15 protein-coding genes are annotated in these 14561 nt (G+C 46.2%); 10 read left to right on the top strand and 5 right to left on the bottom strand.

Annotated features, from left to right (window positions below; translation table 11 throughout):
- Positions 1 to 1501 precede the first annotated feature (1501 nt).
- Entirely contained in the window at positions 1502 to 3412 is a 1911-nt protein-coding gene (locus QUA40_RS24200) for an ABC transporter ATP-binding protein (protein WP_333130603.1), read from the top strand.
- A 573-nt stretch (positions 3413 to 3985) separates the two neighbouring features.
- Here the strand turns inward: QUA40_RS24200 and QUA40_RS24195 are convergent.
- Positions 3986 to 4573 (bottom strand): FKBP-type peptidyl-prolyl cis-trans isomerase, encoded by a 588-nt coding sequence (locus QUA40_RS24195; RefSeq protein WP_333130601.1) that lies wholly within the window; start codon positions 4571 to 4573, stop codon positions 3986 to 3988.
- A 278-nt stretch (positions 4574 to 4851) separates the two neighbouring features.
- Complete coding sequence (locus QUA40_RS24190) at positions 4852 to 5178, bottom strand: phasin family protein (RefSeq protein ID WP_242723321.1); 327 nt, start codon at positions 5176 to 5178, stop codon at positions 4852 to 4854.
- Between the two features lie 215 nt (positions 5179 to 5393).
- Here QUA40_RS24190 and QUA40_RS24185 point away from each other — a divergent pair, with 215 nt between their 5' ends.
- The 4 genes from QUA40_RS24185 to QUA40_RS24170 all read left to right on the top strand — a co-directional run bounded on the left by QUA40_RS24185 (position 5394) and on the right by QUA40_RS24170 (position 8230).
- Positions 5394 to 5750 (top strand): zinc ribbon domain-containing protein, encoded by a 357-nt coding sequence (locus tag QUA40_RS24185; RefSeq protein WP_333130598.1) that lies wholly within the window; start codon positions 5394 to 5396, stop codon positions 5748 to 5750.
- A gap of 72 nt (positions 5751 to 5822) precedes the next feature.
- A complete protein-coding gene (locus QUA40_RS24180) occupies positions 5823 to 6788 on the top strand; it encodes a BadF/BadG/BcrA/BcrD ATPase family protein (protein ID WP_333130596.1) in 966 nt (321 codons plus the stop codon).
- Between the two features lie 280 nt (positions 6789 to 7068).
- The gene (locus QUA40_RS24175; RefSeq protein WP_333130594.1) at positions 7069 to 7725 is read left to right on the top strand and encodes a hypothetical protein; all 657 of its coding nucleotides are present in this window, start codon (positions 7069 to 7071) and stop codon (positions 7723 to 7725) included.
- A 37-nt stretch (positions 7726 to 7762) separates the two neighbouring features.
- Entirely contained in the window at positions 7763 to 8230 is a 468-nt protein-coding gene (locus tag QUA40_RS24170) for an MgtC/SapB family protein (protein ID WP_333130592.1), read from the top strand.
- A gap of 574 nt (positions 8231 to 8804) precedes the next feature.
- On the opposite strand, the gene QUA40_RS29140 is transcribed toward QUA40_RS24170, so the two are convergent.
- Positions 8805 to 8864 carry a hypothetical protein gene (locus QUA40_RS29140; RefSeq protein ID WP_445301191.1) on the bottom strand — a complete coding sequence of 20 codons (60 nt, stop codon included), beginning with the start codon at positions 8862 to 8864 and terminating at the stop codon, positions 8805 to 8807.
- Between the two features lie 14 nt (positions 8865 to 8878).
- Between QUA40_RS29140 and QUA40_RS24165 the strand changes: the two genes are divergently transcribed.
- Positions 8879 to 9220: a hypothetical protein gene (locus tag QUA40_RS24165; protein WP_333130590.1), complete on the top strand. Its 342-nt coding sequence runs from the start codon at positions 8879 to 8881 to the stop codon at positions 9218 to 9220.
- A 1608-nt stretch (positions 9221 to 10828) separates the two neighbouring features.
- Here the strand turns inward: QUA40_RS24165 and QUA40_RS24160 are convergent.
- A complete protein-coding gene (locus QUA40_RS24160) occupies positions 10829 to 11041 on the bottom strand; it encodes a hypothetical protein (protein WP_333130588.1) in 213 nt (70 codons plus the stop codon).
- Between the two features lie 65 nt (positions 11042 to 11106).
- The gene (locus QUA40_RS24155; RefSeq protein WP_333130586.1) at positions 11107 to 11322 is read right to left on the bottom strand and encodes a hypothetical protein; all 216 of its coding nucleotides are present in this window, start codon (positions 11320 to 11322) and stop codon (positions 11107 to 11109) included.
- Between the two features lie 126 nt (positions 11323 to 11448).
- Here QUA40_RS24155 and QUA40_RS24150 point away from each other — a divergent pair, with 126 nt between their 5' ends.
- The 4 genes from QUA40_RS24150 to QUA40_RS24135 all read left to right on the top strand — a co-directional run.
- Complete coding sequence (locus tag QUA40_RS24150) at positions 11449 to 11616, top strand: hypothetical protein (RefSeq protein WP_333130584.1); 168 nt, start codon at positions 11449 to 11451, stop codon at positions 11614 to 11616.
- Positions 11617 to 11696: 80 nt separating this feature from the next.
- Positions 11697 to 13448, top strand: coding sequence for a hypothetical protein (locus QUA40_RS24145; RefSeq protein WP_333130582.1), 1752 nt, complete (start codon positions 11697 to 11699; stop codon positions 13446 to 13448).
- A gap of 323 nt (positions 13449 to 13771) precedes the next feature.
- Positions 13772 to 13951, top strand: coding sequence for a helix-turn-helix domain-containing protein (locus tag QUA40_RS24140; protein ID WP_333130580.1), 180 nt, complete (start codon positions 13772 to 13774; stop codon positions 13949 to 13951).
- Between the two features lie 109 nt (positions 13952 to 14060).
- A partial coding sequence (locus tag QUA40_RS24135) for a transposase (protein ID WP_333130578.1) occupies positions 14061 to 14561 on the top strand: 501 nt, incomplete at its 3' end.

Below are 14561 nucleotides of genomic sequence, written 5' to 3'. Positions count from 1 at the left end.
TCTATCCTTTCTCTGCGCTGTGCTTATCTCAATGGTCAACTTTCCGCTTGATGTATTTGCAAAAGTGAGATGCACCCATAATTATTTTAATAAGTCGCTCTCCCTTTAATACCAGTTTCCGATGAAGAAGCATTAAATTGACGGAGGCAAAGGATAGGTATAGCAAAGGCAAATTAGTTCACAATGCTAGTCACACAGACAACAGAACAACACCAACATCTGCTCAGACGAGCCGTCACGACTCATGCCAAACTTGAGCGGCAAATGCTCTACTCGATTAAAACTGGAGCCGTGAGTACAAGATCCCATTTGGCGCAGCCGATACAAGGTGACGAGTCCACGCTCTATCGCTGGCGATAGCGATATCAACCAGGTGGAATAGAATCCCTCACAGAGCGTAAAAACAGCACCTGGGAAAGTCTCGAAAATTACGCAGGTTCTCGATGCCATCTCTCCTGAAGCGATTGTTTCCATTTGTGGATGGGATTATATTACCACCGCTTTATTAAGTACAAATTCCTAGGAAATTGGTATAACCAATAAGTAATTAATGGAAACCAAATTAGTGATCTCATTAAGTGAGGTAAATCTAAATATCTTTGTAATTTCCGCCGAAAGTCGGCTGTAACGCCGGCAAGGAAATACCCGCGAGAGTCCTTCTAATCTCACCTGTTTTTCTGATTGCATCAAAGATAGCAAGGTTGTCCTCACCAGAAACTGAGATGGCATCACTTGTTTTTTTAAATGAGTCTGGTAGAATGTTGATAGCATGATTTTTGGGATTTCTTGCGTGTAACAATTCTGCTGCCTATCTTTTTTTACCACAAGTAAGCTCAATCCTTACTAACTCAGGGTTGGGGGCTGGTTGTCACCTCGCCAGGGTGGTCACAACTTAAGGATTTTTTTCGTCATTTCTCTCCAACTACAATCATCGGGGTTAATACTCTTATTGCTACTGCACTCGACTTAATTAATCGCCACCATCTACCAAACTGGTTTACTAAGTGCTGCTAAGTAACCACACAAAATTAATTACATAAAGACTCCTTGCTGGGCAAGGGTTTCAGTAGAAATATTGTGTAATTAATTCGGAACTACTACTTACCATACTTCATCAACCTGCAATCTGCTGTAAATGGGTACAGATTCTTTTAAGCTCAACAGTTGCATCCTTTGTCGAGTAAGAGTTTTAGGACTGTTAGTACATTTGTATCGGGGAAGTCCAGATTAAACAGTTGATACTATCTCAACTTTGCGACCGCTTTTGGGAAAGCTTCGCTAACGCATCACACCAGTCTGCAAAGCGCAATCGCTTTCTATTTAGCTACCCTTGAACAACGAAACTATACTTAGAATCTCTTGCATCAGTCAAATAATCTCACATTTCATCTGCCCTGCTTCACAACAGGGATTAAAACCCAAAGTTGATTTCTGGACTCTCTGACCCTGGTGAAATTTCCCAATTTGTGCATTGTCCTGCTTAGAGTCACTTAGCACATCCATGACTTTTCCACTCAAAGCACGTTTGAAGAGCCAGAAGAATTCACCAAAAATGGTGATGCCGTCAATTAACCAACATTGGTTGGTGCGGATCGTCCTGCGCTCCATTTCCTACTTCCGCAAAGACTTATGGCTGATCATCACGCTCTTGCTTTTGATCGGGGCATCGGTGCTTTTGAACCTTCTCAACGCCTGGCCGATGGCGATTTTAGTCGATACAATTTTATCACCAACTCCGAAATCCAACTGGATTCATACGCTGTTTCTGGCGCCGTTCGGTGAAGGCACGCTGAACCGAATTTTCGGAATGGCGTTCGTCGCCATGATCATCAGAATTCTGAGCGATACCGTCTTTATGCTCCGTAAGATGTTGAACTACCGCATCCAGTACAACGGAACCTTGCGGGTTCGCACCGAACTCTACGACAAAATGCAGGCGCTTAGCCTCGGCTGGCACAGTTCGCGATCGCAGGGTGACGCAATCTATAGGTTGAGCTACGACAGCCTCGGCCCCTGGGGAGTGATCGATACGCTTATCGGCTCTAGCGCCGCATCGGTGACGCTGACGGCGATGATCTGGATCCTGCTGTCGCGCCACGTCCTTCTCACCGTGTTTGCACTTTCGTTCACGCCACTTCTAATACTCGCGAATTGGTACTTTGAGGGAAGAATTAGGAGTCGAGCATTCGAGTCGAAGCAGACCGATGCGGTCATGACCTCAACCATGCAGCAAGCTATAGAGTTGATTGGACTAATCCAGTCCTTCGGTCAAGAAGCAACGGAGTCGCGACGCTTCGGGCAGGTGGTCGATCGCAGCGTCAAGGCGTCCATGCGACTCAATTGGCAAGAGAACCTCTATCCGCTAGCGGTTCAGGTTGTCTTCGCTCTGGGAAGCGGGGTAATCTTCGGCTACGGCGGATACCTAGTCTATCGCGACCAGTTCTTGCGTCCGGTTCCGAACGGCGTGACTATCGGCGATCTGATCGTATTCCTGGCGTACCTGGGGCAGTTCTGGGACCCGATAGGTTGGGTGTTGGGGTTCACGACTAAGATCCAGACGTTTGTAGCTTCATGCGATCGCGTTTTTACGGTCATTGACGAGCCGCCTGTCATAAAAGATGAGCCTGATGCGCGATCGCTTCCCGTCCATCCCTGCACACTAACACTTGCCAACGTGAGCTTCGAGTACAACTCTGGGCAACCCGTCTTACGGAACATCAGTGCTACTATCGAGCCGGGTCAGATGGTGGCGTTTTTGGGCCCTAGCGGGACGGGAAAGAGCACGCTGCTAAATCTTTTGCCACGCTTCTATGACCCAACATCGGGCAGCGTCCTCCTCGACGGCTTCGACCTCCGCACTCTTAAGATTGCCGATGTCCGCAAACACATGGCGCTCGTCTCACAAGGCAGCCCACTCTTCCGCGGAACGATCGCAGAAAATATCGCCTACGGTCGCCCCGATGCTTTGCTCTCCGATATTCGGGAGGCGGCGGTCGAATCCGGGGCAGCCGAGTTTATCGAAACCTTGCCGGAGCAGTATGATACTTTAATCGCTGAGGGCGGTCAAAACCTCTCGGGTGGACAGCGACAGCGCCTAGCAATTGCGCGAGCCCTCGTCACTAAGGCTCCCATACTCATCCTCGATGAACCCACGAATGCGCTGGACTTAAAGCACGAGCACTGGGTCATAGAGACTCTGCAACGTCTACGCCGCTTGAAAACCATCATCTTGGTCACGCACAGACTCGAAACTGCCGTAGACTGCGATCGGATTTTTGTGATGCAGGAGGGCGAGATTGTCGAGTCTGGTAACCACGCCGAACTCCTTACCCAACCGGGACTCTACTACCGAATGTTGGGCTACGGTACAGTAAAATCAACAGGACTTACGCACAAACCCTGCATAGAGTAGGGGCACGGCATGGCTAACTTATTCTTATTCCTTTGCTTCAATCAGCTCTATTGACTACCTGACTGGGAATAGGACTCGCATTAACCTGGACTTCCCGCATACAAATGTACTAACAGTCCTACAACTATTACCCAACAAAGGATGCAACTGTTGAGCTTGAAATCTGTACCCCTTTATAAGCAATAGCTGACGCAGGCTGTCGCGCTCCTACGTTGTAGATTAGACTTCTTGCAAAAGTCCTTTTAAGCAAATTTTCGGACGGGCTCTGGGGCCCATCCCACAATAGAAAAAACTTTTTGTTGGATGGGCCCCAGAGCCCGTCCCAGCTATTTTTGCAAGGGGTCTATTCAATATAATTGCCGCTCACAAACAGATATCAATCATCTACATGGGTACAGGATTTTTACTCAACAATTGAAACATTTGTGATGAGAGGCTTTTGAACCCGTACAAGTATATTTGCAGGGCGAAGTTCTGATTCACCAAACGTGATATTACACAGAAACCCGGTTTCTTAAAAAAACCGGGTTTCTAAAGACCGTAAAAGTTTTACGTTTAATTAGGTTGAGCTACCTAGCCAGCGATTTTTAACAATTCCACATCAAAAATCAGCGTAGCATTAGGAGGAATCACCCCGCCCGCACCGCGAGCGCCGTAACCGAGTTCAGGGGGAATAATCAACTGGCGGCGGTCTCCAACTTTCATCGTACCGACACCTTCATCCCAACCCTTAATTACTTGACCTACGCCAATTTTGAACTGAAAAGGAGAATTGCGATCGCGCGAACTATCAAACTTCGTGCCATCCTCCAAAGTTCCAGTGTAGTGTACCACAACCGTCTGCCCGGTTTTTGGAGTCGCCCCATTACCCTCTTTCAATTCAACATATTTCAGACCTGAATCTGTGGTGACAGTTTTCTCAGTATTATCAGTCATGTCATTGCCAGCGATAGTAGCTGGTACCTCCGGTAAAGTAGCATCAGCTACTAGCAAGTTATTTTCATTCAAAGACTGTGCTGACAACTTCTCAATAGCAGTCTCTGGTAAAAGATTGTTCAATTCGGCTGCAACTGCTTGGGACCCAGAACCGCCCATTTGAGCGACTATCAAAAACACAAAGCAAACCAGCATTACTCCCAAGCTGACTAGAACTCCTCGCAAAATTAATCCTCCTGATACTTTTAACCGCGATATCTCAGATATCTAAGACATCTAGTACAACAAAAACTACCAAATTTTATCTGAACTTTTCCACCAAAAAAGGGCAGGTGTCAGATAATTTTAAAGGCAAAAGTATGAAGTCAGAATGTTTGTAATTCTACATAAGTGGCTTCTACATAAGTGCCTTTTTTAGCCTTCTGCCTTTGGGTGACAATTTTATCACAAGATAGCAGCGAACTCCTCGCGGGCGTTAGCGAACCCCTCGAAGAGGATCGAACTCAGCGCCAGTTACGGTTTTCTAAATCCCGCATCTGACGTTCCAAACGATCGAGCCTTCCCCGCAACTCATCCATTTCGGACTGTCGGGGAACTCCCATATCTTGCAGCATATTGCGTAGTTGCCGCTGCAACTGCGTATCCCAATTGCCCTGTTCAGACTTGAGGTGCTCCGTCATGTCATCGACAAAGGTTTTGGCTTGCTCAGGATTGATTTTGCCATCTTTGACCCATTGCTCGCTGACCTCCTGCAATTTCTCTGCCACCAGGGAGGTAGTACCAATGCCCAGCATTACCAGTTGTTTGAGTAAGTTGCTATTGTTATCCATAGATTTTTCCTAATGTTTGCCCTTTCATACCCGATCGGCTCAGGTCGCCTGCTGTCGCTGCGAAACCATCTGTAAACTGAAAGTTACATCAGCGCTGACCTACCTTTCTATTTTGGAGCATCCAGCCGCCTGATGGGGAGCCGATCGCGCTAATCGGCGTTCGGAAAACCCGCTAATGAGCCTACCCACCACATTACCCCATAACCCTGCTGTCTATGCCTGATTGCCCCCGCTGTCACCAACCTGTAGACGCCCAAGCGCTCGCCTGTCCACACTGCAAAATCCCCCTCAAAGCTTTCGGTCATCCGGGTATCCCTCTTTATCGATCAAAACCCGAAGAATTTCTGTGTGCTACCTGTATTTATCACGAAGACGACACTTGTAACTACCCGCAGCGTCCCTTTGCCAAAGAATGCACACTTTATCACAATCAAGCTGAGCCACTTATGCCACAGACGAGCCGTTACATCAGCGGCGGCTGGCCGCAATCAATCAAAAATTGGTGTCAGGGTCATCTGGTTTGGTTAACATTATTAGGTTTAATTATTATTAGCATTGCTCTGTCGATTTAATCGGATTGTACAAAGCGTAGAATAGAGATATCTCTGTTAATCTGGGTTGCTCTATTATTCTCTAAATTATTCATGAGCTACGTATTCGGCATCGACGGCGGCGGCACTAAAACTATCTGCCTTTTAATGGATGACAACCACCTTGTTTTAGGACGGGGTGAAGCAGGGCCGTCAAATTATCAAACCCTGGGAATTGAGACAGCAAAACAATCCATCCAATTGGCGATCGAACGAGCAGTTCTGTCCGCTCAGGTCGAGGCTGTAGGCAATCTCAACATAGAAGCAATTGGTCTGGGACTAGCAGGCGTCGGCCGTCCAAAAGATCGTGAAATAGTGCAATTTGTAGTGCAGAACTTGCAGTTGACAAATACTTTACCAGTAACGCGATCATTTCTGCCCAGGAATATAGTAATTTGCAGCGACTGCGCGATCGCACTTGCTGGCGGTACAGGCCATCCAGTGGGTATCGCCGTTATTTCAGGAACCGGTTCGATTGTTTTTGGGCAAAACCGTCAAGGGAAAACTAAACGAGTCGGCGGTTGGGGATATATTTTAGGCGATGAAGGCAGCGGATATAACATCGCCCTTCAGGGTTTGCAAGCTGCTTTGAAGTTCTATGACGGACGCGAAGATTTTACCGTGCTTGCGGAAAAATTTCAAAAGCATTTAGGTCTCAATAACCTAGAAGAATTGGTAGAAGTCGTTTACGGGCGCGGTTGGGGAGTCAAAGAAATTGCAGCTTTAGCGCCGATTGTCGATCGAGCTGCAGCAGAGGGCGATCGCGTCGCTGACAGCATTATCAATAATGCTGTGGCAGAATTAACCTATTCAACAAAAATAGCCATTTCAGCGCTATTTAACCAAACAGAAGAATTTGAAATTGTGATCGTAGGAGGTGTGTGGGGCGGCGAGGCCAATTGCCGAGGTCGGTTTGAAGCGGCCATAAGTGCGATCGCCCCACAAGCTAAGGTTATTTCGCCCCGATACGAACCAGCTTTCGGTGCTGGATTGCTAGCTTTAAACGCTCTCAACAATTAACCTGGTGATCCGAGCCTTCATGCTGGAATTTCACCTTAACGGTTAGAGGATAAAGGAGAGGAGGAATCGAAATCTCTCCTTTATCCTCCTTATCTTCCCAATCTTGCCCATTCTCTCGATCTTTCCAAATTTTAAAATTTTCGATTATCTACCTTATCTTCCCAACTTGTAGAATTCCAGCCTGCCATAATCAAAACATCAGATGAATGCGAAACAAGAAACAAATTTAGCAGTAGTGCGTTCCTAAGTAAACAAAAACCGAAGCAAGGAGACAATTTATATGATTACTTCTCAAAAATGGCGTTCAGCAACAGCAGCAATCCTCGCACTGGGCATTACAGTTGGAACCAGCGCGCCGCTAGTGGTAGCTACTCCCGCAGAAGCCCAACAACGAATTTCACAATTTGATAGCATCCGAATTCCGTCGGGCAGTGTAATTCCAGTTAGCTATGAAAAAGACAAAATAGTTGTCACCCGGGAAGAAACTGCACCTTTAACTTTAACAGTAGCGCAAGACATCCGCACACCTCAAGGCAGAGTATTAATCCCCAGAGGCAGCCAGATAGTCGGGACACTGCAACCTGTCAGAAGAGGCAATCAGAGTGGTACTCAATTTGTTGCCAGAGAGTTAATTATCAGCCGCCGCCAACGCTATCGGATTGATGGCTATTCGGGGATTATCACCCGAAGCGAAAGAGTCCAAAAAGGTGCTGGCACAGGTTCAGTAGCGCAAGGTGCAGCATTGGGTGCAGCAGCAGCAGCAGCACTCGCAGGCATTACCGGCGACAAAGCGATCGCGACTGAAGAAGTATTAGGAGGCGCTGGCATCGGCGCTTTAGCTGGAGTATTGTTGGGGCGGCGCAGTGTTGACGTACTCGTGATTCGCCCGGAACAAGATTTGGCAGTGAGATTGCGATCGGACCTCGTACTCCGCTAATATTGGAATCTTCGGATTAATTATTTGCAGTAAAACATTGTCGATCGCTAACTTGTGGTCTCCCGATAATTGGCTAGGCATACTATTAAAATTGTGCCTAGCCATGTTGGTTGGCGGAATTATTGGATGGGAGCGCCAACTCCGGCACAAACCAGCGGGATTGAGAACTCATATGCTAGTTAGTATGGGTTCTGCACTGTTTGTTTTAATACCGCTGGCAATGGGTAAAAATGAAAATGGAGGAGATGCTGTAGCGCGCGTAATTCAAGGCATTGCTGCCGGGATTGGGTTTTTGGGAGGTGGAGAAATCCTGCGGGAATCTCAGCAGGAAAAAGGCAAACCGGAAGTTCACGGGCTTACCTCTGCCGCCGCTATTTGGGTATCAGCAGCTTTAGGAACTGCTGCAGGATGCGGGTTGTGGCAACTAGCAATAGTTGGCGCTTTTATGTCACTGTTTGTTCTGAGAGTAATTAAAGAGTTAGAGCGTCGGAGTCGTAGGAAATAGTCTCAGTGATGATATAATAATACCAATTATCCCAAATCTTGGAACAGTTATAAGTTTTTGTTTTGTTTCCGGAAAGACTGTATGCACCGGTGCGTCGCTGTGAGATAGTCGCTTTTTTTGATAATTTTTGATAACGACGCACCCTACAGCTACTGTTGCATGATTTTTTAGAATTAGTATAAGGTATGGTAAAATAACCGTTATAATATTTTTAGTGAGCCTTCAGTCCGAGGGACTTTTATGAGGAATAAAGTCCTCATTACCAACAAATTTGATTGCGATCGAGCCAAGTTACCTAATATTAGCTAAGCTGTTACGCATTTAAACCATTAACGCTCTAGGTAAGGTGCGTCACCTAGAACACTGACTCTACATAGGAAACGCTTATTTACTGACGCACCCTACTATCTTTCCGGCCCGCACCACAAAATATATAATTCCCCTGTACTCAGAAATAATATAATTATCCTTAAATAGTTTCAGACTTCAGACTTCTGCTATAAAAAGTTAATCCCAAAAATGAAGTATCCCGCCCCAGCTTAAAGCTAAGGCGGGATTTTAGTCTAAGAGTCTGTTAGTTCTTTTTGTTTTGATGCCGGCGACGTGCGACCAGTGCGCCTAAACCTAAGCCCATACCTACCATTGTGATTGGTTCTGGAACTGCTACTGGTTCAGGCTCAGTTGCGGGCGCTGGGGCTGGGGCTGGCGCTGGTGCTGGTGCTGGCGCTGGTGATGGTGATGGTGTTAGTGATATTGGCGCTGGGGCTGGTGCTGGCGCTGGCGCTGGCGCTGGCGCTGGGGCTGGTGCGGGCGCTGGGGCTGGCGCTGGGGCTGGTGCTGGTGCTGGTGCTGGCGCTGGTGATGGTGTTAGTGATATTGGCGCTGGGGCTGGTGCGGGCGCTGGGGCTGGCGCTGGGGCTGGTGCTGGGGCTGGTGCTGGTGCTGGTGCTGGCGCTGGGGCTGGTGCTGGTGCTGGTGACGATGCTATGACGGTACCTGCATTGCCAAGAGTCTTACTGCTAAGGCCTCGGTTGCCATTTAAGGAATCGCTAACGCTCATCATTCTGGTTCCGAATTGCGTTGAAGCAAACTTAGCCAAGGTTAGGCCTGTACCACTAATTTTAAACACACTTTTTTGATAATCATCACCCTTGCTGATACCTTGACTACCAATTTCAACACCAGCAGTAAAGTTAGCCTTCGTTCCTTGTAAGTCTGCACTAGGACTAAAAGAACCAAAACTGCCGCTGGTAGTTTGGTGAGTTATCGGGCCACCGCTAATTCCAGTGATGGAAGCATTAGTTACGCCACTAGGTAGGTTAAAGTAAACGCCGCGTAAGTCACCAGTACCACCTGTTTTGCCTGCTACTACTTCAACTGTAACATTGACTGTGCCAGCCGCAAGTCCAGTATCTGATAGGGTAACTTTAACTGTAGGATAATTTGAAGTGTTCGTATTAGTTACATCACTCAAGTTTACAGTTACGGTATCAGCTTTAACTTGTTGTAATGCGACTGGTAGAGAGATAAATGCGAGACACAGTGCTTTTAATAATGTAGTTTTCATTTTATCAAAACTTCCTTTGTTGTTTGCCGAGTGACTTGAGATGAATTTGTTTGGAACCTTTTTTTATTCCACATTTTCACTGTAACAGTGGTACCAAAACTATGCAAGTACCTAAAGCTAATCTTTACAAGAGCAATATAAATGGGCAGGACTTGTCAAGTTTGTATAAACCCTGGTTCTAGCGAGTTCATACTCCTCATATAGGCATTGGTGACAAGTTAAGACTTAATTGCATTTTTCAATCAGTAATATTACTCAAAAAAACTGCTTTTTTAGGAGGGGAAAATTCACGATTTGAGAGGAATTAGGTATAAATATCACCTTTCAATCAGTAATATTACTCAAAAAAACTGCTTTTTTAAGAGTGGAAAATTCACGATTTGAGAAGGAGTAGGTATAAATATCACCCTCGGCATGATTCCTCGATCGCCCAAATCTCAGTTTTATGCCCAAAACCCGAGTAAATATTGAGCATAATTGCTGATTGACAAATGCTTTCTTAGCTTAACTTGTCACCAATGGATAAGGTATGGTAAAATAACCGTTATAACGTTTTTAGTGAGCCTTCAGTCCGAGGGACTTTTATGAGGAATAAAGTCCTCATTACCAACAAATTAGATTGCGATCGAGCCAAGTTACCTAATATTAGCTGTTTCACAGCAAGTGTAGTTACTCCATTCTCATAAAATTGTTTGCAGTCATCCAACCATTGTCTTTTAAGACTTCAATTATCACTACAAACTTAACTAATTTTTTAAAAATGAGTAGATATAAATTAACACCCCGCGCTCTAAATCTACCCCCATTTTAGCTCTAAAGAGTATAAAGTTTAGGAGAGAATTAAATTATCATCTAAGTCTGTTTTCTGGCACACGAGTTAAGATAAGCTGTTCTACATTTAAACTGTCTGTCAAAAATCAATACAACTCTTGTGGGACGGGCTTCTAGCCTATCCGGAATTTCCAATTTAAATGCGTAACAGCTTATATCCATATATCGATATATCCAGCCCGAAAACTGAATAAAGCTGATTAACATTCTCCCGAAAAGTTGGGCCAATTGATCGATTCCAAAGACTCTTTTCTGACGCGACCCGCCATTGCAGCTAACTGCAAGCTCATAAAAGCATTCAGATCTTCCAAATCACACTTCGCTGAGGAAAAAATTTTCTGCATTTCATTTTCCGCTTCCCAACTCAGAAATCCAGCCACCATAGCTTGTTTGACAACTTCACGAATCCGCATAATAGAAAGGTTCCTTACTAATTTTTAATGTATCAAAAGCCAACTAATTACTAATAGGAAATTTCCTAGGGGGTCTCGCCAAAGATTTCAAATTTTTTCAGCTCGCGAGACTCTTGTTTCACTCCTCCGGACATAGCTGCTAGTTGCAAAGCCATAAAAGCATTTAAGTCTTCCAAGTCATACTTGGTGGTAGTTAACATCCGTCGCAGTTGATTTTCGGCTTCAATGGTTAGATAGCCTAGAGCTACAGCTTGCTGGGCGAGATCGCGAATTAGTACCATAACACTTCGGGATTTTATTGGTTCAAGCCTCAGTATCAACTGTTTTCACAGAATCAGCAGTGACGGCTATTGCTCGATAGGTGTGACATTGTTACGGGCCACTCGTGACAGCCGGAGTCGGAGAGTGTGACTAAGTATTTGCACGGTTGTGACGGCGATCACGCGGGGGATGCCAGAGGAGGAGTGGGGGAGGGGGGAGTTGGAGAGTGTCCGGGTGTCTGGGTGGGGGAGTTGGAGAGTGTCCGAGTGGAGGAGTCGGAGAGGGGGAGCATTTTTCTTTTCCCCTGGGACTAATGACTAATGACTACTGCCTTCTACCTTCAGAAGACGCTCAACGTCTATAATCAGCAAGTTAAATATTTACGGCAAGACCTATGGAAGCAGCACATAACGATTTGCTACAACAAATAGCCCGACTATCGGAAACTTATGGTAATTTAGCCGATCGCCTATCCCAAGCAGCAAAACAACTCCAAGACTCCGGCCTTCCTCCCTCTGACAGCTTGCTGCAAGAAGTAGCCACCTACAGCCGCAACTTTGCCGCAGTCCAAAAACAAGCTCTCGAACTCAACAAATCCGCGATCGCGCCGGGGGAAATTGCTTCCCTCAAAGACATTCAAAACTTAGTCGAGACTGCCGCAGCTTCAGAAGGTAAAGCAGAAATTCGCGATGCAGCATTGAAAGTGATCGATCGAGTATTGGCGATCGCCCACCGCGAACAAAGCGACTTCGCACCCTTACAATCAGTTCATGCCAAAGCCCGCGAACTGCAACGCGCGATTTCCGAATCAACCCCAACTCAACTGCATTCTGACGCAGAATCCTTAGTCAGCGGCAAACACCCAGTTTCAGCAGTGCTCGCCCTGGTGGAACAGCAAGACAAATTAGATGACGAACAGTGGGTCATCCTCGAAGAAACAGTCAGCGCCGCTTTTGGCAAACAAATCGCCGTAGCCATTTCCAGAGGCAAATTAACCATTGCTGAGATGGTAAAAGCAGCACCTGCAAAAGTCGAACCCGCATTTAAACCAGCGCCACAACAAAAAATCAGCGCCGAACCTTTGCCAGAAGTGATTGTCATTCCGTCAGGAAATGTGACACCGAAACAAGTTACAGTTGCGCCACAGATCCAGATTTTGGAATCCCCCGCACCTTCGGCTCCCATGCACGAGGTAATTATTGTTCCCAGCGTGGAAGTACCTAAGTCTCTTCAGGCAACCGGTTCCGGGAACATTGTTTTTGGCGCACCTCGGAACATTCAACCAGCGGTGGCAGTAGAGGGCGGTTTGGGAATCAAAGTTTTGGTGCACATTCAGGGAATTGGCGATCGAACTTTCGGTTCTCAAGAATACGCGGGTTCTAAAGCTCAAGGGCGGCGTGTCGAAGGATTTCAAATTAATATCGATCCCCCAATTCCCGGCTTAAATGTCGAGTACATGGCTCACGTCGAAGGTGTTGGCGATACTCCTTGGCTCAGCCAGGGAGAATTGGCCGGTTTTCGGGGTCAAGCGAAACGAATTGAAGGATTTGCAGTGCGATTGAGCGGGCCGCAAGCTGATAAGTACGACGTATTTTATACCGCTCACATTCAGAATATCGGCGACACCGACGTGTCCTCCAACGGCGAATATTGTGGCACTCGTGGCAAAGCTTTGAGAATAGAGGGTATCAAAGTTTGGATCGCGCCGTCTGCGAGTTCCCAAGCTGCGGCGCCTGTGGGTTTAAAAGTGTTGGCGCATATTCAAGGAATTGGCGATCGAACTTTTAGCGATCGAGAATATGCGGGTACTAAAGCTCAAGGCCGCCGCGTGGAAGGATTTCAAATTAAAATAGAGCCTCCCGTTGCCGGTTTAAATTTGCAGTACATGGCTCACGTTGAAGGAGTTGGCGATACTGCTTGGATCTCGGAAGGGGAGTTGGCCGGTTTCCGGGGCAAAGCCAAGCGCATTGAGGGATTTGCCGCCCGCCTGACTGGACCACAAGCTGATAAGTACGACGTATTTTATACGGCTCACATCCAGAATGTAGGTGATACTCCTGTTACTGCTAACGGTCAATATTGCGGCACTCGTGGCAAAGGTTTGAGGGTTGAGGGGATGACGATTTGGGTTGAGGCTAAGGGGTAATAACGATCCATGAATGGAAAATTTTAAATTGCATTTTCCATTCATTAAATACTCGAATAAGAAGGGTGCGTCAATTCACATTATTTGCGCCACAAACTAACAATCTCCAAGCAGATGCACCGCTCGATAATATCATGTTCGGCTAATCACTTGTCATTGTTCACGCTCGTGTCGCAATCTCAGATGGTAGCGATTGCTTCACTGCGTGCGTGCCGCTCGCAATGACAATTTATAACTAATTTACCGGACATGATATAGCAATCCTAAATCATTATCAAGACTATGATACAATTATATGCAATACTTGATTGTGACAATAAAAAATGAATAACTTACAACTGCAACAAAAAGATAGAGAAAAAGAAATATCCCAATTAGAATCTTTCATTAAAAGCGATATCGATGCCAGAGAACTAAAACGAGCAATAGCTGTAAGGATGGCGCTCTCAGGTAAGCTCTACAATGAAATCAGCAAAATTTTAGGTGTAAGTAGGGCTTGCTGAATAATCGATCGCATATTGCGTGGCGAAAGGTTTCGAGCGGGCGATCGAGAGTAAAGTGCAAGATAAACAGGTAAAATAGGTCAAAACCCGTGCATAGCCACCTGCGAAAGTGTACAGAAAAGCTGAGCTTGCTCCCGTCGAACCCTTGGATTTTGAACTAGCCAACGGATGTAAATTGTCAGCAGACAACCGTTGGGTAAAAATGACCAAACTCATCCCGTGGTCAGAATTTGAAGCAGAATATGCTGAAAACTTCCCCAGATCCCTGGGAGCACCCGCCAAATCATTGAGGATGGCATTAGGGGCATTAATCATCAAAGAAAAACTCGGAATCAGCGACATAGAAACAGTAGAACAGATCCGTGAAAACCCTTACCTACAATACTTTATCGGTCAATCAACATACAGTAATGAACCCCCATTTGACCCATCACTATTAGTCCACTTTCGGCAGCGAATCAGTGCAAACTTAATCAAGAAAGTGAACGAGCGAATGGTGAAAAAAATGCGCGAAACCACCCCAAAACCGCCCGAAAAAAAAAAGGATTCGGACGCCAAAAATGAGTCACCCAATCGCGGAAAACTAATCATAGATGCAACCTGCGCCCCA

Source organism: Microcoleus sp. Pol11C3 (assembly GCF_036701485.1).
Classification (GTDB): domain Bacteria; phylum Cyanobacteriota; class Cyanobacteriia; order Cyanobacteriales; family Microcoleaceae; genus Microcoleus.
The sequence above is the reverse complement of the archived record's forward strand: the minus strand, read 5'-3'. Positions and strand labels throughout refer to the sequence as shown.